At 37.3% G+C, this 18,580-nt stretch carries 14 protein-coding genes; 4 read left to right on the top strand and 10 right to left on the bottom strand.

The annotated features are described in order from the left end of the window. Both H4J39_RS01675 and H4J39_RS01670 read right to left on the bottom strand, forming a co-directional pair. Positions 1-528 (bottom strand): TlpA disulfide reductase family protein, encoded by a 528-nt coding sequence (locus H4J39_RS01675; protein WP_310649705.1) that lies wholly within the window; start codon positions 526-528, stop codon positions 1-3. A gap of 74 nt (positions 529-602) precedes the next feature. Next, positions 603-1,283, bottom strand: coding sequence for a glutathione S-transferase (locus H4J39_RS01670; RefSeq protein ID WP_182225697.1), 681 nt, complete (start codon positions 1,281-1,283; stop codon positions 603-605). Positions 1,284-1,396: 113 nt separating this feature from the next. Here H4J39_RS01670 and H4J39_RS01665 point away from each other — a divergent pair, with 113 nt between their 5' ends. After that, positions 1,397-3,709: a DUF3656 domain-containing protein gene (locus tag H4J39_RS01665; protein WP_182225696.1), complete on the top strand. Its 2,313-nt coding sequence runs from the start codon at positions 1,397-1,399 to the stop codon at positions 3,707-3,709. A 97-nt stretch (positions 3,710-3,806) separates the two neighbouring features. Here H4J39_RS01665 and H4J39_RS01660 read toward each other — a convergent pair whose 3' ends face one another. The 7 genes from H4J39_RS01660 to H4J39_RS01630 all read right to left on the bottom strand — a co-directional run bounded on the left by H4J39_RS01660 (position 3,807) and on the right by H4J39_RS01630 (position 11,249). Further along, entirely contained in the window at positions 3,807-4,406 is a 600-nt protein-coding gene (locus H4J39_RS01660) for an RDD family protein (RefSeq protein ID WP_182225695.1), read from the bottom strand. 19 nt (positions 4,407-4,425) lie between these two features. Continuing rightward, positions 4,426-4,965, bottom strand: coding sequence for a DUF924 family protein (locus tag H4J39_RS01655; RefSeq protein ID WP_182225694.1), 540 nt, complete (start codon positions 4,963-4,965; stop codon positions 4,426-4,428). 37 nt (positions 4,966-5,002) lie between these two features. Continuing rightward, the gene (locus H4J39_RS01650) at positions 5,003-5,254 is read right to left on the bottom strand and encodes a hypothetical protein (protein ID WP_182225693.1); all 252 of its coding nucleotides are present in this window, start codon (positions 5,252-5,254) and stop codon (positions 5,003-5,005) included. 19 nt (positions 5,255-5,273) lie between these two features. Then, positions 5,274-5,531 carry a DUF2999 family protein gene (locus tag H4J39_RS01645; protein WP_182179833.1) on the bottom strand — a complete coding sequence of 86 codons (258 nt, stop codon included), beginning with the start codon at positions 5,529-5,531 and terminating at the stop codon, positions 5,274-5,276. Between the two features lie 179 nt (positions 5,532-5,710). Next, entirely contained in the window at positions 5,711-6,613 is a 903-nt protein-coding gene (locus H4J39_RS01640; protein ID WP_182225692.1) for a hypothetical protein, read from the bottom strand. A gap of 175 nt (positions 6,614-6,788) precedes the next feature. Further along, positions 6,789-9,458, bottom strand: coding sequence for a bifunctional diguanylate cyclase/phosphodiesterase (locus tag H4J39_RS01635; RefSeq protein ID WP_259368717.1), 2,670 nt, complete (start codon positions 9,456-9,458; stop codon positions 6,789-6,791). Between the two features lie 480 nt (positions 9,459-9,938). After that, on the bottom strand, positions 9,939-11,249 hold the full coding sequence (locus tag H4J39_RS01630; protein ID WP_182225690.1) for a DEAD/DEAH box helicase: 1,311 nt from the start codon (positions 11,247-11,249) through the stop codon (positions 9,939-9,941). Positions 11,250-11,854: 605 nt separating this feature from the next. Here H4J39_RS01630 and H4J39_RS01625 point away from each other — a divergent pair. From H4J39_RS01625 to H4J39_RS01615, 3 genes are read left to right on the top strand one after another with little or no spacing between them, the layout of a single operon-like run. Beyond that, the gene (locus H4J39_RS01625) at positions 11,855-12,721 is read left to right on the top strand and encodes a putative selenate ABC transporter substrate-binding protein (RefSeq protein WP_182225689.1); all 867 of its coding nucleotides are present in this window, start codon (positions 11,855-11,857) and stop codon (positions 12,719-12,721) included. Then, complete coding sequence (locus tag H4J39_RS01620; RefSeq protein ID WP_182225688.1) at positions 12,721-13,455, top strand: ATP-binding cassette domain-containing protein; 735 nt, start codon at positions 12,721-12,723, stop codon at positions 13,453-13,455. The genes H4J39_RS01625 and H4J39_RS01620 overlap by 1 nt, the downstream gene beginning before the upstream one ends. Positions 13,456-13,464: 9 nt before the next feature. After that, complete coding sequence (locus H4J39_RS01615) at positions 13,465-14,967, top strand: ABC transporter permease (RefSeq protein WP_182225687.1); 1,503 nt, start codon at positions 13,465-13,467, stop codon at positions 14,965-14,967. Between the two features lie 299 nt (positions 14,968-15,266). On the opposite strand, the gene H4J39_RS01610 is transcribed toward H4J39_RS01615, so the two are convergent. Continuing rightward, complete coding sequence (locus H4J39_RS01610) at positions 15,267-18,572, bottom strand: S41 family peptidase (RefSeq protein ID WP_182225686.1); 3,306 nt, start codon at positions 18,570-18,572, stop codon at positions 15,267-15,269. Positions 18,573-18,580 lie beyond the last annotated feature (8 nt).

Genomic DNA, 18,580 nt, shown 5'->3' with positions numbered 1-18,580 from the left:
TTAGAGAGCAAGTAACTGTTGAATTTCTTGTTCGTATTGTGAAACTTTTGTGGTAAAAAAACCACTATGTGCGTATTTAATCTTGCCTTTCTTGTTTATGGTCAAACTACTTGGCATACCTTGAATTTTAAAAAAGCGCGCTAACTCTCCTTTAGGATCATAAACAACCGCAAAGTTGGCAGGATTATCCTGTAAAAATTCTTTTGCCAAAGCTTGTTCCGCATCAAGATTAATACTAATCACAGTAAAACCTTTTGATTGATGCTCACGTTGCATTTTGTTCATCCACGGGAATGATTTACGACAAGGTCCGCACCAAGACGCCCAAAAATCAACATAAATCACTTCACCACGGTGCTGAGAGATTAAGCGGTCTAATTGCGTTTTAGCTGAAATTTCTGCAACATTCTTTGCTTGAGCAGCACTTAAAAACAGAAAAAAAGTTAACGTTAGTAGAGAAACGAATTGAAGTTTTCGAGCCACCGAAAGAGTGGTTTTACAGGAGTGTTGGATAAGCTGTATATTCACTAAAATACCATCAAAAAATATAATTAATTCAATAATAATTAAGTTTTCTTAAGGAAAACTTAAGAAAGCATTTTTTAAGTATCGCCACCAAAAATAACGAGCTCTCTGTTTTCTAGCCATAATGGATACTGGGTCATCACTTTACTGAACATTCGGCTTTGCAAATAGTTATTTAACCATGCTCGTAGTTTGGGATATGGTGACTGTAAATACCATTGACGCTCGACTTTTGAAAATTTACGAATAAAAGGCAGCAAAGCGATATCAGCTAAACTGGCTTTGTTTGACATGAAAAAATCATTGAACTGTAAACGTTGTTCTAAATCGGTGATGTGTTTTTCACAAGCTTTTCTATCACTTTCAAGTGAATCTTCATGATAACGTTTTGCACATTGATATTTATCAAAACAGGCTTTAAATTCATTATCGAACTGTGAAATTAGCAATAACATTTCAGATAATAAGTGAGGCGTTTCGCTATGCAACAAGTTATCAGGGTCACTTTCATGTAATGCCCATAACATAACGTCTAAACTTTCTTCAATAACGACTATTTTATCTGGGGCCTGTTCAGTGACTAAAACGGGCACAGTTCCTTTAGGTGATGCCTTGAGCATTTCATCAGGTTTGTCAGTTAACACTAAATCTCGCAGTGCAACTTTTTGTTTTGCATAATATATTGCGATTCTTGCACGCATAGCATACGGACAGTTTCGAAGAGAATATAATATAGGTAAGGGTAAATTTGACGTCATGGTGATTTTATTTATAAAAAATATACAAGAATAAGTTACTTTAACGGTATTCATTAAGGAAATATATCGGTAAAATCGCCACCTTTAAATTTAAGTGAAGAATAAGTGACCCCATGGATCCAAAAATAGAATTATTAGCACCCGGCGGTGATGTCGAAGCAATTAAAGCAGCTATTATTGCTGGCGCCGATGCCGTTTACTGTGGCCTAGATACTTTTAACGCCAGAAATCGTGCTACTAATATCTCATTTGATCAGCTTGTGGGTGTTATTCGCTTAGCTCATCAGTATCAATGCGAAATCTTTTTAACCTTGAATGTTGTTATTTTAGAACGCGAATTTGCTTCACTGGCTAAATTATTAACCAAACTTGCTAACACCACACTCGATGGCGTTATTGTGCAAGATATTGGTATGTTCTACATTCTTAAAAAGTATTTCCCAACACTTGATATTCACGCATCAACACAATTAACAACACATAATGTTGGTCAAATACCTTTCTTGAAAAAACTTGGCGCGTCACGCGTGAACTTATCAAGAGAGTTAGATTTACGTGAAATAACGGCTATGGCAGCAGCAGGTAAAGCGCATGATACGTTAACTGAAGTTTTCGTGCATGGTTCATTATGTGTCGCATTTTCTGGGCTATGTTATTCAACTTCTGCCAGTGTCGGTAATTCAGGTAATCGTGGTCGTTGTAGCCAAGCTTGTCGTGAAGAATATGAGCCAACTGCAACAGGTAATAAATTCCCGTTAAATATTAAAGATAACTCTGCATTTTTTGATTTACCTGCACTTATTGAAGCGGGTGTTCATTCATTTAAAATTGAAGGCCGAATTAAAGGCGCAAGCTATGTACACACTGTTGTTGACAGCTTTCGTAAGCAAATTGATGGTTTTCTTAAAACGGGTGAACTACTTGAAGACGGTGAAAGACTATACAAAGTATTTAACCGCGATTTTTCTAACGCCTTTTTACGTGGCGATTTAAACCAATCAATGTTTACAGAAAACCCGCGTGATAATTCTAAATATTATGCCGTAGATAAAAGTAATGCGATTTCTGTTGTACAAATTCAAGAAGTTGAGCAAAAGCTTAATGATGAGAAGCAACTTATAAACGCTTCTGTTGACGATAAAATAAAACACTTAACGATTGATAAAATACCGTTAACGTTAACTTTTTCAGGGCAGAGTGATCAACCACTCACCTTAACAGTAACCACAAAAGAACTTTCTCAACAACAACCTTTTGTTGATGCTGACAACAGCGATAAAGGCATAGAAACAAAAAGTTTTGAACTAAAGTCACAAAGTGTTTTAGTAAAAAGTGGCAAAATCAGTATTGATAGGGAGACCGTTGAAAAGCGCTTTAAGAGTTTCAACAATGCACATTTCAACCTTGTAGAAATACTCACACAAGGCTTAGAAGACGGTTTAAGTATTCCTTTTAAAGAATTAACGGTGTTGAAAAATCAAGCCGCATTCCTTTTAAACAATTCAAAACCCGTAATAGCTGAAGTGCAATTACCTAAGTTAACTAGGCATCCGAAATTAACAACCACGGTTGATGCAAAAGCAGAGCTATCCATTCTTATTTGTGATGAAAGTGATGTAGAATTAGCCAGTTTAACTGATGCTGACATTTACTTTAAACTGCCTGAAGCTTATAAACGCGGTTGCACTAAATATGTTGGTTTTCTAAAAGACAACCCTCGTCTTATCCCTTGGTTTTCTTCGGTATTAATTGGTAAAGATTACGACGTAGCAGTTAACATATTAGAACAAGTAAGACCTGAGCTTATTGTGACTAATAATACTGGTATCGCTTATGAAGCCAACCGGTTAGGTATTCAATGGATAGCAGGTCCATTTCTAAACACCACGAACTCTTACGCTTTACTTGCGATGCAAGAAGGGTTTGATTGTAAAGGAGCGTTTATTTCTAACGAAATAAACCGTCAGCAAATCAGAAATATTGCTCGCCCTGAAAATTTCAAACTGTTTTATAGTATTTACCACCCCATTTTATTAATGGCTAGCAGACAGTGTTTCTTTCAACAAAGTGTTGGCTGTGAAAAACCACGTATTGATAATGGCTGTATGCTGTCATGTGATAAATCAACCAGCATTACTAATTTGAAAGGTGTTTCGTTTGCTATCGACAAACAAAAAGCAGGTTACCCAAGTATTTATAATCAAGATCAGTTTTTAAATACTGAGATTATTGAAGACCTAAGTGATTTATTTGACGGCTTTATGGTTGATTTAACTAACATTGGTTCTGGTGATAAAGAAATGCCTGAAAAAGCGTTGTTAATTACTCAGTTTGAGGAGTTACTTAAAGGTAATTCAAACGTTTCTGAAACACTGAATGTTATGGTACCAGAGTCAACTGACAGCCAGTATCACACAGGATTGTAGCTAGTCCTTATAATTCATAACGTTGCAGCGTCTATTATCACAGTAAATAATAAAACGCTGCAGCTTATCGTGAATGTTCACCCCTTATCTGTAGCGTCTAATTATTGGTATAACACACTTTTGTTTTCGCTACATAGTCATGTAAACAACGCTTTTCTTTACCAAAAATAAAAAGTGGGTTAACAATACCGGCAATAAACTGACCTCCAAAAGGTACCATTGAAAGTATTTGCATCGGTATCATACGCTTAAAGTAAATTGTCGTTAAATTTGCCTTAGTATTATCTAAATTCTCAATACGAATTGACATAAAATTCTTACCAATCGTTTGGCCATAATGGTAAAGAAGATAACCATGTAGAATAAAACCTACCATAATGCCATAAGCAAGTAACATCACCGATAAAGAAAATGTGGGGTCAGTAAGTGTTTCAAAATCAACATAAATAAAAATAGGTATGGCAGAGATTATGCCAATAACACCGTCGATTAAGGCGGCAATTAAGCGATCTCCTCTTGTTGCTTTTTCGCCAACTCTTTTTGTATTGTCAACTTCCTCAGGATGAATAACAGGCCTTTCTTGTATTAATCGATTAATTTCCTCTGCTCTTTCAGGGTACTTCTCACTATCGATAGTGTCTGCTGCTGAATGTAGTTCTTCTAATGTATATGACGTAAAGTCAATTTTTGAATCCATGTAGATCACTGCTCCTTAATTAAAAAGAAGAATTGGTTTGTGTTAAAAACTCAATTTCTTCATTGCTTGATACTCTGTTTAGTATTTTATTGCGGTGCGGATAACGCCCAAATCTTTCTATTATTATTTTATGCTGTTGTTCAAAATCTATACTTGAATCAACGCCATTGTCAAAATACAACTTAACGGCAACTTCATGTATTGCTAGAGATTCACTGTGCATAAACGGCATATAGAGAAAGTTTCTTTCAAGTGCATTTAAATGTTTATCAGCACCAACATTAATCGCTTCTTGGGCAAGCGCTAAAGCAAGCTTATCAGCAGCAAAAGAACGTGGCGTATTGCGGTACATATTTCTAGAGAATTGGTCTAATAAAATAATTTCAGCAAGCCGACCTTTAGGTGTCGATCGCCATAGAAATAACTCACAGTTGTTTGCCAACTGATGGACCGTTGAAAACCTGTTGATAATAAGTTCATCAAGCGCTAAATCTTTCACCCACCATTGTGATGGTTCTACTTCTTTAAACCAGAAATTTAAAATATCGTCTACGGTCATTTACAACACCTTAGTACACTTGCTAATGAAACAAGATTTATTTAAAGGTAACTTTGCCACCAATCATTTTAAATGCAGGCATGCCACGAATTAACATCTCACGTGAAAAGACACTTTCACAGTTTGGGCAAACGCAAGGGATAACAGTAAAGTCTTTAACTATACGTACTTTAAAACATTTAACTAAAGCCCCTTTACCGCCTTTTTTATACTTATACAAAGGTGCTCTGCACTTACTGCAATAAATATCGACAGACTTTTCCGGGACTTTCTTATTAGGCTTAGCCATCAGTTAAAAATGTCAGCCGTTATTGATTTTCTTTTAGTTTAGCTTTAGCCGCTTCAACCTTAGCAAAATCTAAGCCTAATTCTTCAACCGCTTCTTTAATGAGATCAGGGCTAGTCATCACCATCATCATAATTGATTGCAGCTTCTCAGGTGGCAAACCCAATGATTGAATATTCATCATAGCCATCATTGGATTTTCAGTTAGCACTTGAAAAAGTTCTTTAATTTTTTCTTCACTTACATTTAATTCTTTTAACGCCTGAATAATTGGGTTCATTATTTTTCCTAAAACCATAAAAATTATATAATTGCTATTGTCGCTATTTCAACAGACATTTACCAATATATTTTCATGATTCACTCACTCTATTTTACGTGAGCAAAGTTTACTCCGCATATTTTATTTTAGAGAGAGTAAGAAATAATTGAGATATTTACATCGTGGAGCTAAGCGGGTTATCGAACAGGGATTTTTCTTTGCTCATCAAGTTTAATTAAATAGGCATTCCTACCAATGCCCATAAACTCTTCGTCAGTATAAACAACGGTATTATCATCATAAAAAGTCACCGATTCTTTTTGCGTAATGGTGCCTAGATCTATTTCATAAGCATCACCTGAAAAGAAGTCATCATCTTGCCAATTTTCAAATAACCATAGTCTTTGTGAGTCGAGCAATACCAATTTCTTTTTGTTTGGACTTAGTGCCGCAGAAGTTATCCAACAAAGTTTCTCATGATGGGTACAAGTGGTAAATGAACTGAGTTTCTTGGCCTGATGATTAGCTGCATAAGCACCTATTCGATATAAGTTAGTTTCTCCATCAAACGGCACCGATCTATTCTTTGTGAATAAATACAATTTCTTTTTGTAAAAAACAAACGCTTCTAAATCATATTTTTTCTGATTTTCTTTTGGCGGATAACTTATTTGCTCTGGATACATAAATTTAATTATTTCAGCGCTGGTAGTCTCTCCTTTAATATCAATAGGGTTTTCTATTTTATATATCGTTAACCATTTTCGCTTATTCTCGTTATTACCAAAGTCTCCTAAAAAGAAATGTCCAAAATCATCTTGAGTCATGTCTTCCCAGTCAATATTCTTAGCGTTAGTGATCAAAACCGTTTTACTTATTGTCCCATCAGGTTCAACTCTGTATAAATTAGGTTGGTCTCCCCCATCATTTATTGCCCAAAGCTTACCTTTTTTATCAAACTCAATACCTGAAACTTCAGTGAGCTTTTCATCCATAGAGACAAGCTTATTATTAAAATGATGTTTGATTGATGAGCCTACAACAATAAAAATGAACAGTAAGACAAATACAGCGAGCCAACGTAAGTTTTTTTTGAGCATATACTTTTTCATTTTCCAACAATATAAATCAGCGTACTAAAATAAAGGGTTATTTTGAGGCTATTATAAACTGTTTAGCTAGCTTAAGGGGAAGAGAGTTTTATTTGGCAAAATATCACTGTATTTCAAATTAAACTAGGCGAGGTCTTACTGTTCATCAGCGAAACAAAAACCATTATATATGTTGAGTGAGATATTCTGTAAAGGCATCTGCATCAAGTGGACGGCTGAAAAAATACCCTTGAATAAAGTGACACTCATGTTTAGTTAACAATTGACACTGTGCCAAGTCTTCAACGCCTTCAGCAACCACTTTTAATCCTAAACTTTTAGCCATTGCTAATATTGCACAAGCTAAAGCTTCGTCTTCTGAATTAGATGTAATATCTTTAATAAAAGCACGGTCTATTTTAAGTATACTGATAGGAAAACGCTTTAGATAACTCAGTGACGAATACCCTGTACCGAAGTCATCAATTGACAATGCTATCCCCATTTCTTTAAGGGTTAAGAGTTGAATAAAGGTTTGATCATCTTCTTGAATTAATAAACTCTCTGTCATTTCAAGGATTAACGAATCAGGAGAAAGTTGCGTTTTTTCTAAAATATGTACAAGCTTACTGATAAAGTCTTGGCGTTGAAACTGAACACTAGAGATATTAACTGAAATTTTAGGGGCAACATCGAATTGACTCTGCCAGTATTTCGCTTGTTTACAAGCCTCTTCTAAAACCCAATCACCAATGTCGGTAATAAAGCCAATATCTTCGGCTAACGTGATAAATTCAGAGGGTGCAACTAAGCCTTTTATAGGATGTAGCCACCGAACTAAAGCTTCAGCGGATATGATTTTATTCGTGCTTACTTCATGTATAGGTTGGTAATGCAAAATCAATTCTTTGTTTAAAATAACTTTTCTCAACTCAACTTCTAAATTTCGTCGTTGTTGCGCCTTAATATCCATTTCTTTTGTGAAAAACTGAACATTATTTTTACCCTTTTCTTTTGCTTTATACATGGCACTATCAGCTTTTCTCAGGAGTTCTTCAGATGTTTCTCCATCGTCTGGAAATATTGATATACCGATACTTGCTGTAACATAGGCTTCTATTTCTTCGAGTTGAAATGGACTAGCAATTTTCTCAAGTATCAAAGAGGCAATTTTTTCAAAACTAAACACATCATGATTACCTGATAAAATAATAGCAAACTCATCACCACTTAAACGACTTACCGTGTCTATTTTTCTTAATGTTTCTTTGATGCGTGTTGTGGTTAATTTTAGCAGCATATCTCCTTTGGCGTGGCCAAAAGTATCATTTACATTTTTAAAGCCATCTAAATCAATAAAAAATATTGCAACGGTATTGTTCTCTCTTTTAGCAACCTCTAAAGTATGCTCAAATCTGTCTACAAACAAATTTCTATTTGCTAATCCTGTTAATGAATCATAATTGGCTTGACGATATATTTTATCTTCTGCTTTTTTACGCTTAGTAATATCACTAAATAATGAAACATAGGATTCGAGTTGTCCTAACTCATCTTTTAGTGCAGTAACCGATAACCATTCATAAAAGACTTCACCATTTTTTCGCCTATTACATATTTCACCTTGCCATTGACCTGATTTCTCCAACGTTTCATTCATCCGCTCATAAAACTCAACATCATGATGCCCAGAGCTTAACAAAGAAGGATTTTTACCTAGTACTTCACTTTCTTGATAGCCAGTAATAAATATAAAGGCTTCGTTAACGGCAACAATTTTATTCTTAGTGTCAGTGACCATCACCGCTTCTGTAGCTGTTTTAAAGACGGTTGAAGCCAGCCTTAGTTGTTTTTCGTCATTTTTAAGTTGGGTTATATCTTCTTTAATGCCGACATAACTTGTAATTTTATTTTTAGAGTCTTTAAGTGGGTATATATTGGCTTTCTCCCAAAACGTTTCACCATTTTTTCGTTGGTTGTAAAACTCTCCTACCCAGTGTTTACCTGATGTAATGGTGTGCCATAGATTTTCATATAATGCCGTTTGATGTACGCCAGATTTAAGAATACTGTTCTTTTTACCAATGACTTCTGTTGATTCAAACCCTGAACTGTTAATAAATTCTTTATTAACATAAGTAATAATACCGTCAAGATCGGTTGTTTGAATTGATACGGGGCTTTGCTCAACAATTTGGGCGATTAAAGAACGCTGCTCTTCTGCTTCATTTTTACGCTTTAACAAAAAGAATAAAAATGAAGCTAAAATGGATAATAATAAAATGCTGAGGAAGAGAATGTGTATCAAATTTCTTTTAGTTTTATCAATTTGGTTGACTTGCTTATCGACCAAATGTTCTAAATTACTTTGATAATGCCATAGTGCTTTTTTGTACTTTCTTTCTGCTGTTACGTCTTGAATAATAGAAAAAAGTGCCTTCTTATTATTATAATTGATAGGAATTGAATGAGCGGAAACCGTTTTGATGTCGCCATTTTTAACTTTATGCCTAAAAATGAAATAATTTCTATTTTCTGATTTCGCTAACGCTCTTTCTGAAGCCACTTGTTCGGGGCTTAACAAGTTAATATCTTGAATAGACATAGACTCTAACTTATCTTTAGAAAAGCCATAGAACTGATGCGCAGCTATGTTTGCCTTAATAATATCCCCTGTCTGGGGCTCAATAATTAACATAATCGCACTATGCTTTTCAAAAATCGATTTAAAGTTACTGTTTGAGAAGGTATCGGTTGAAAAAAAGCATAACGAAAAAGTAAAAAGCGAGAATAAACAATTGAGGGAAGCGTATTTTAACGCGGATAAAAGACTAAAACGGTCAACATTGAACATATGAACCCACTATACTTAATATGAATGTAATAAATCATTTGACGTAAAACTGTATTAATATAGTCCGTTCAAGTAACTTAATTCCATTTAGTATTAGGATAGTAGCATAGGAATAAATTAATAACAGAAAGCCAAAATCATGTGTGTTTATGCGCTTCTTCTGTATTACTGTGGTGAAATGAAAGAAATGAGTTAATCGTAGACTTTAATAGGTGGGCAGGTTTGCAAAGTATATACCGGCGTTTCTATGATAAATGTATCTAAAGAGATGCTAAAATTAATCTGCATCTTTTTGTTTGGCTTATTGCTTAAAATACCAGTAAAAAGCTCAAAATCAACGTTAACCGCTAGATACCTGTATAGCCTTTTATACGCGCCAATCCCTTGCAACACTTCTCTGGGCCACTCGGACCCAGTATATAATTAATCTAATAAAAAATTAACTCACAAAAGACTGGAGACTATATCAGTATTTGCCGTTTATTCTGGATCAACATACCCAGACCAGATATCGGCGTTGATGGTATTGACTGGCGTTTTCTTTTTACGTTTTTTCTTACCTGTACCTTCAGGTTTTGCCATTGGCTTCTCTGCGGCAGTTATTGAATCACTACTCACTTCATCCGCTTCAAACCCCTTTACTTGCTCACGTTCAAGACGAATTTTATTCTTTTTTTCAATGACACTAAAGTGGTGAAAGTCTTCATGATCTATTAATGACAATGCTAAGCCTACTTCGCCCGCGCGGCCACTTCGGCCAATACGATGCATGTAGTCTGATGGACTTCTCGGTAAATTGAAATTGATCACCACAGGCAGTTTTTCAATGTCTATACCGCGTGCAGCAATATCAGTAGCAATTAGCACGTCAATCTCACCGGCTTTAAAACCGTCAAGTACTCTACTGCGTTCACCTTGGCCTTTATCACCATGAAACACCTCGGCGGTAATACCACGTTTAGCTAATTTTTCAGCTAAATGCTCACAATGGTGTTTAGCATTAACAAAAATAAGCGCTTGTCGCCATTCATTTTCTTTAATTAAATGTGCTAACACAGCGGTTTTATCACCCTTGTTAACGGTAAAAACACGCTGTACCAAAGTACTCGCATCGCTGCTTTGCACTTGTATTTCAATCGGATTGTGCAGTAACGCTTGAGTTAACGCTTTTACTTGATCAGGAAAAGTTGCTGAAAATAATAATATTTGTTTTTTCTTAGGTAATAGAGCTAACAGCGCAGTTAGCTCTTCAGTAAAGCCTAAACTTAACATTCTGTCGGCTTCATCAAGCACTAAGGTTTTCACCAAATCAAGCTTAACGGCATTACTTGAGATCAAATCGAGTAGTCGACCTGGCGTTGCAACCAAAATATCAGCACCACCACGTAATGCCAGCATTTGTGTATTCGCTGATACCCCACCAAAAACAGCAAGCGTTTTAATCGCGCCGTTAAAATGTGCCGAATAAGACTTAATACTGTCAGCAACTTGTTTAGCCAGTTCACGGGTCGGCACTAATATCAGTCCAGATACATAGTTACCTTTGTTACTTAATGATTTATCCGCGCTTTTTTGCTGAAAAAGGTGCTGCAATAATGGTAATGCAAAAGTGGCTGTTTTACCCGAGCCTGTATTTGCCCCTGCAATTAAGTCATGCCCCGCTAATACACTGGGTATAGCTTGTGCTTGAATAGGCGTAGGTTGCTGATATTCCAGTTCAGTTAATCGAGCTAACAAAGGGGGAATAAGGCCAAGTTCGTTAAAATTTGCTGGGGTTGCGACAGAAGTCATTAATTAAAGGGCTCAAAGCTTAGATAAGTGCCGCTATTTTAGCTTATTTATCGCGGGTAAGTTAGTGAATTCGATCAGACAATACTTTAATGTTGTTCAGCACGGAGTTATCAAACCATCATATTCGTTTTATTTTATGTTAACCCAATATTTAACTTTGTTTTACCCTAACACTCAAATACAGAAATAGAGAAATAGAGAAATAAAGAAATAGAGAAACACTGACCTTTATGTATTGCCTCTCAAAGTAATGAGTGTAATTAATATCAGATATGCATAACCTACTAACTCCTAGTAGCTACATAATCAATCATTAACTTTAGACGTTACACTGCTATTACTTCTAATCCGTTAAAAATTTGCCAAAAAATTAAGACCCATAACAACTGGCGATTCAGAATCAACCTAACATCAGTAAACATAAAGCTATTCTTTAATAATGTGTTATCAAAAAATTCAGATTATTGGATATAAATTCAATAACAAAGCAAAAGAGTGTGAATTCCTATTTTTTAAGTGATAATGCGCCATCGAACTTCCGTAGTTTATGATATTAACGATATAACGTTGATTGTATTGATAAATTGCTAATAAACAGAGATATGATGAAAACAGTCACTAAACTAATAACATTATGTGCGTTAATACTAAGCATATTTGTAAATATCAACACAAGCGCCGCGACGTTTACTTTTACTGCGATCCCTGATGAAGACGAATCTCAACTTAGAACCCGTTTCGAGAAGGTTGCTCTTTATTTAGAGCAAAAACTTGGCGTTAAAGTAGAGTATGTACCGGTAAAGTCTTACTCTGCAGCGGTAACAGCCTTTAGAAATAACCAAGTGCAACTTGCCTGGTTTGGCGGTTTATCTGGTGTACAAGCCAGACGATTAGTACCTGATTCGCAAGCGATCGCCCAAGGTTATGAAGACCAGTTTTTTAAAAGCTATTTTATTGCTCACTATAGTACGGGCTTAGAGCGCAGCGAGAGTTTTCCTGCTATTAGCCAGAAAACCTTCACCTTTGGTTCAAAAGGCTCTACATCAGGTCGATTGATGCCACAATATTATATCGAAAAGCATTTAGAGAAAAAGCCACAGCAAGCGTTTAAACGTGTTGGTTTTTCCGGTGACCATAGCCGTACTATTGCCCAAGTACAAGCGGGTGCTTACGAAATTGGCGCCGTTAATTATAAAGTCTGGGAAACAGCCCTTGCTTCAGGAAAAATAGAGTCGAATAAAGTCAGCGTGATTTGGGAAACACCTGCTTACCCTGACTACCAATGGACAATACGCGCAGGTGTTGATGCTAAGTTTGGCAAAGGGTTCAAAGATAAAGTACAAGCGGCACTGCTTAACATGAATGATCCTGAGCTACTAAAAAGTTTTCCTCGTTCTTCATTTGTTAACGCGACAAATAAAGATTTTGAACCGGTATTAACCGTCGCTAAAAAGATAGGACTTATCGATTAATGATAATAATCGACAACCTAAACCTTCATTATAATAAAACAGCCAAGTATAGCTCTGGTAAAACTACCGATAAGAACACAGGTAAAAGCACCGGTAAACATAAGGCATCTACACAGGTTATTTTTGATCTGAGCCTGACCATCAATGAAGGTGAAAAAGTTGCGATTATTGGTCCATCAGGTGCAGGAAAATCTAGCTTACTGCACCATTTGTATCAAACCTTACAAAGCCGCGCAGCTCTTTGTTCTCAACGACAAGGCTTAGTTGATAATTTAAGTATTTATCACAATGTATTTATGGGCGCTTTAGCCCGCCATCACTGGTTATATAACTTAATAAATTTAATTAAACCGTTCAAACAAAACCTCAACGAGATCACCGCACTTTGTCAGCAATTAGAGTTAGACCAACCCTTGGCTAAAAAAGTAAATCAGCTTTCTGGTGGGCAAAGACAACGAGTTGCATTAGCAAGAGCCTTGTATCAGCAACAAGGAATTTTTATTGGTGACGAGCCTTTTTCTGCGCTTGACCCATTAATGACGGCAAGATTACTCGACATCGTATTCGCACAGCACAACAGTGTAATTATGGTGATGCATGACCGAGAACTCGCAATGACCGCCTTCGACCGTGTTATCGCCTTAGATAAAGGCCGACTGGTACTCGACAGCAAACAGCAGAGTATTAACCAACAACAGATTACCAAGCTCTTTCAAACGAGCGCTGTCGCGTAGGTTTATTTTATGGCGCCGCTTAATAATAGACAATATCCTTTGGGCTATTGGCAAAAAGTCACTTTATCAATTTGGCTTATCGCCTTGGTTATTCTTCCTTTCGCCGATATAGAAATTGTAAACTTCGACCCTTTCCTTGAATTAACGCTGATGGCACAAGGGTTAATGTCCCCCAATTTTTTTGCCACCGAATACCTCTTTCAAGCGGTAATTCAAACCATTAATTTTGCCATTATCGGTGTATGTTTAGGGTTAATAGTTGGCGCGCCGCTTGCCCTAATATATCAAAACCCCATAGTCTCTGGCTGCTGCTCTTTTTTTCGGGCTATTCATGAAATCTTTTGGGCACTGTTATTCTTACAGGTTTTTGGTCTTTCTCCCATCACCGGAATTTTAGCGATAGCGATCCCGTTTGCCGCGACTTTTGCCCGAGTATTTCACGATATTGTCAACCAATCATCAGACAGCCCTTTAGAAATTATCGATAGCCGCGCAGATATTATTAGCCGTTATACTTATGGAAAAATCGCTCAGGTGCTGCCGCAACTTATGGCCTACACTCGTTACCGCTTTGAATGTGCCCTGCGCAGTAGCGCCGTCCTCGGTTTTATTGGTATGCCAACGCTAGGTTTTTATATGGAAACAGCTTTTAAACAAGGGAATTATAACGAAGGCGCCGCATTATTGATGCTATTCGTTGCTCTTATTAGCACCATTCGTTACTGGTGCCCACCTAAATTACTCGGGGTTTACCTCGTTATTGCTTGCGTCACATTGGTAGAAATTCCTGCGGTAGACAGCAGCTTATTAGTCCGGTTTATTAGCCAAGATATATTGCCACCGATGTTGGTAAACACGGCGACGTTTGCAGAAGTGCAATGGCTTTCACTCTATGTTTGGCTTAGCGATATTATAACACTGCAAGCGATTCCAGGCGTAATAGCGACCATGACTTTAGCCTTACTTGCCTTGGCAGCTACCCACTTTGTTACTTTAAATGCTCATGCTTTAGCAAGTAAACAATTATCGCCAGTACCATTAACTTGGTTGGGACAGTTAATGTTATTAATAGGCCGCTGCGTACCAGAATATATTTTAGCATTTATCTTTTTAATGCTGCTTGGCCCTTCAATGTTACCGGCAATAATCGCATTAGCCATACACAATGGCTGCGTTATCGCCTACTTGGCTGTTCGACAAAGTAACACCATTGCACCACAGCAAATGCAGATAAGTAAGCTAAACCAATTTAACTACCACATAATGCCGAGTATCTATCCTAATATAATGGCCTTAATGTTCTATCGTTTTGAAATAATCGTACGAGAAACTGCCGTGTTTGGCATTTTAGGTATTATGACCTTAGGATTTTATATTGACAGTAGCTTCAGCGAAATACGCTACAGCAATGCACTGGTACTGATCACCTGTACCGCCCTGCTCAATGTCGTTATTGATATCCTATCAAGACGACTGCTTAAGTTACCAAAAGCGAGTCAGGCGAGTTGTTAAACTTTACTTATGGCTTTTAATCGCTAAAAGTAGAAAATTGCCACGTTCATTTTAATTGCTCACTTTTTGCTGTAATAGAGACAAACTTTCTGTCATTTATTTAAAAAGTAACCTGACATAGACCGTATATGATTTTACTTCTGCCCCCTTGCAGCGAAATACAGTGAATTGGTTTCTCATACCACCCACTGTATATTTTGTAAAAGCATTTAAAAAAATGGTAACTTATCTTTTTATATAGGTCGTTTCCCCATTATTTTTAGGCTTTATAAACTATTCCCCCCGACTAATGTTGTGTATTACTGAATTAACCCTAGCGGCATTATTTTGTTTAAATAGCTGGAACTTCCAGGATGATTAGGGTATTTGGGGTTAGAAAAAATAACGTTCTGATTATTCTTCATTGCCTCATTAATAGCCGTTTGCAATTGCGGATCTATGTTTTTAATATAGTCTTTTGGCCAAATCTGTTTTTCAATCATTACCGGTACTCCTTGATTTTCAATACCCCAATCACCATCGGGGAGATAAGCTCCTCGATTTGGAATTTGAACTTTTGCATTATCTATCGTTTGCATTTTAAAACCCCACGGACCTATACCTGCACCAAACGTTTGTCTACCAACGCTAATGCCAAGCTCTGCCTTTTGAAACATAGTTGCAAATGTTTCTGCTGCCGAAGCGTTCCATTCATTGGTCAATAAAACCTTTTTGCCTTCAAAACTATTGACGGGAACCTTAAGGTCTTGTCCATATCTAAATTTATACGCGTAAAGAGGCTTGCGCTGTAGCATTGAGATCAGAAGATCAGAAGTGATACCGCCACCATTAAAACGTTGGTCGATAATTAACCCTCGTTTAGCTTTCGCGCCGTAATAACCGCGCAAAAAGTTTTCAATACCTTGAGCGTTATAACCGTCAATATGTAGATAACTTACTTGTCCAGCGCTTTGCTTTTCCACTTGACGTCGGTTATTTTCAGCCCAATCAGCGATTCGTAGTTGATCGTCCCTCATCAAAGGAATTACTTTTACTGTTCGACTGTTATCACCATTCGCGTTGGTAGAGACTTCCAAAGATATGACTCTCCCTGCCATATTCATTAGCGGACGATAAAGATTTTGCTCAGCGGTTAACGCTTGACCATTAATTGAAATTAGGTATTCTCCGTTTTTCACTCTGCTGCCTGGCTGATCTAAAGGTCCATAAACTCCATCTCTGCGATCGTAATGCCCTTGCTGATATATTTTAGATACCCGATAACGGCCATTAGCCACTATAAAGTCGGCACCTAATAATCCCGGCTGACTATTTTTTTGTGTTTTAATGCCATTGTCACCAGTTCCTAACCCTAAATGGCTAACGGAGGTATGAGAGAAAATACGATCATTAAAACGCTTCAACCCTCTACGGCTGGTAATGTTAGGTATAAACTGTTGATAGTGTTGCTCTAACTCAATCGTGTCATAACCATGAACGTTGGCATCGTAAAACTGTTCTCTAAGGTATCGCCAAGAAGACTGATAGATCTGTTGCCATTCCTTAATCACATCAATTTTTGCCCCCAGTGACGGTATGCTAACTTCAGTTACTTGAGGTTTTTCTTGACCAAAATCTTGGAGAGTAAAGTTAGCGCCCTTTTTATAAAGAACATATCGACGCGAAGCGTCAACAGTAAACTGCTGGGTTGAATAGCTTAGCTTGGTAAGTTTCGCAGGTTTTTTAAGATCATAAAGATATAACGCCAATCTGGGTTCTGACACTTGCGCAGGGTTAACTGGCCATTCCATGGTTTGTAGCAGCATTTTTCCCGGCGATAATGCAGTAATACTTTCTAGGCCTTTATGAGGTAATGCTAACGGCATGATCCGTTCACCTATCTCATTAAAATCAATCTCGGCCCCTTGTTGAATAACAGACCAATTTACATTCATATTAGGTTGATTAATAACAGGTAACACAGGAGGGGGAGTATTTTTTTGCAGTAAAATCACATTCAAATGACCACTAAGATGACTACTTTGATCATAAGCACTCAAGACACTCCATTTAAAGTCTGATGCAGCACGATTATAGCTCGACATAAAATAAAGATACTGACCGTTTTGATCAAAAGCGGGTGATGCCACATAGATATCGCCCTTAGTCATTTGATGACTTTTTCCTGTTGTTAAATCACGTACAAACAATGTTGGTAAATAATTATCAAGCTTTTTTACATAGGCAAAATAACGACCATCTCCAGACCAGACCCCAGACCAAGAGTCTTGACCGGGATCATTGGAGTTATCGATTATCCTTGCCTTACCTGTGACTCTATCAAACAACCATAAATTCAACCGGTGATCAGCAAACGTTAAATATTGACCATTAGGCGACCAACTTAGCTCATAATAAACCGACGGATGCTCTTCGATAATAAATTCTTCTGTTGTCTTTGATTTAAGGTTCATTAATGCCAGACGATTATCGCCATGGACATCACTGAAGTAAGCGATATGCTTACTATTGTGAGCAATGGCGACGCCAAATTCACTCACCCCCGGAGTTTGTGTCAAATTTATTGATTTTTTACTATTGAGATCAAAACTAAATAAATCACCTCTCGCTGATAAAATTGCCTTTTCACCTTCGGGCATTAGCTGATAATCAGTTAACCAACGTGAAACATCGACTCGACGATCTCTCATCAAAGAACGATCCAATGTGACACTTACATTCAATTTGATTACCCGGTTACTCGCTAAATTTAAGGTATACAAAGCGCCATCACGGGCAAACGCTATATTCCCTTGCTCGCTATCAATGCTCGCAAAGCGCACGCCATATTTATCAAAATCGGTTAGTTGCTTAATATTAGCGCCAGACACATCACAAACAAAAAGATTATGAGTACCGGTTTGATCAGATATATAACTGATGCTGGTGTTATAAAGCATTGGAGAAAACGCATTGTATTTTTCGCCGACAATCAGCTGAGTGTCGTACGTTTTAGGTGTTAGCTTATAGATACCCGCACGCATGCCACCTCGGTAATAGCGAAATTCACTTAAGCCCGGGAAAATGCCCATGGGCACATAAAAATCACCCGCATCGCTATCACCAAAGGCATACTGTACGCCAAAAGGAAGGGATAATTCAGTTGGCCATTGTTCATTGACCGAAATTTGATATAAGCGATGGGCACGACCATTTTCCCGTGCTGAGCGAAAAATTACCTTAGTATCATCTGTGCTCCAAGCAACGGGCACATCAGCTAACGGATGGTAGGTTAGACGTTTGGTCAGACGGCTTGTTAAATCAAGTACATACACATCGCCTCGCCCTGTACTACGGCGAGTGAAAGCAACCTTAGAGCCATCTTTTGAAATAACAGGAAAAGCATCATCCCCTTTAGCAGGAGTCAGTACTGTGGCCTCTCCTCCTGTAACAGCCACCATCCAGAGTTGTCCATTACTGGCAAATACAATGGTATCACGGTGAATTGCAACACCTTCAATATTTAATGGCCCGCTCATCGCCATCGATTGAGCATTAGCACTTACCAAGAGAGTAAGAAAGAGCAGCTTAAAAATAAGCGCCTTAGTAAAATTAACAATTGTCATATTAGTGT

This window comes from Colwellia sp. Bg11-12 (assembly GCF_014076955.1).
In the GTDB taxonomy this organism is placed as follows: domain Bacteria; phylum Pseudomonadota; class Gammaproteobacteria; order Enterobacterales; family Alteromonadaceae; genus Colwellia_A.
This window is presented reverse-complemented; position numbering and strand designations above follow the sequence as displayed.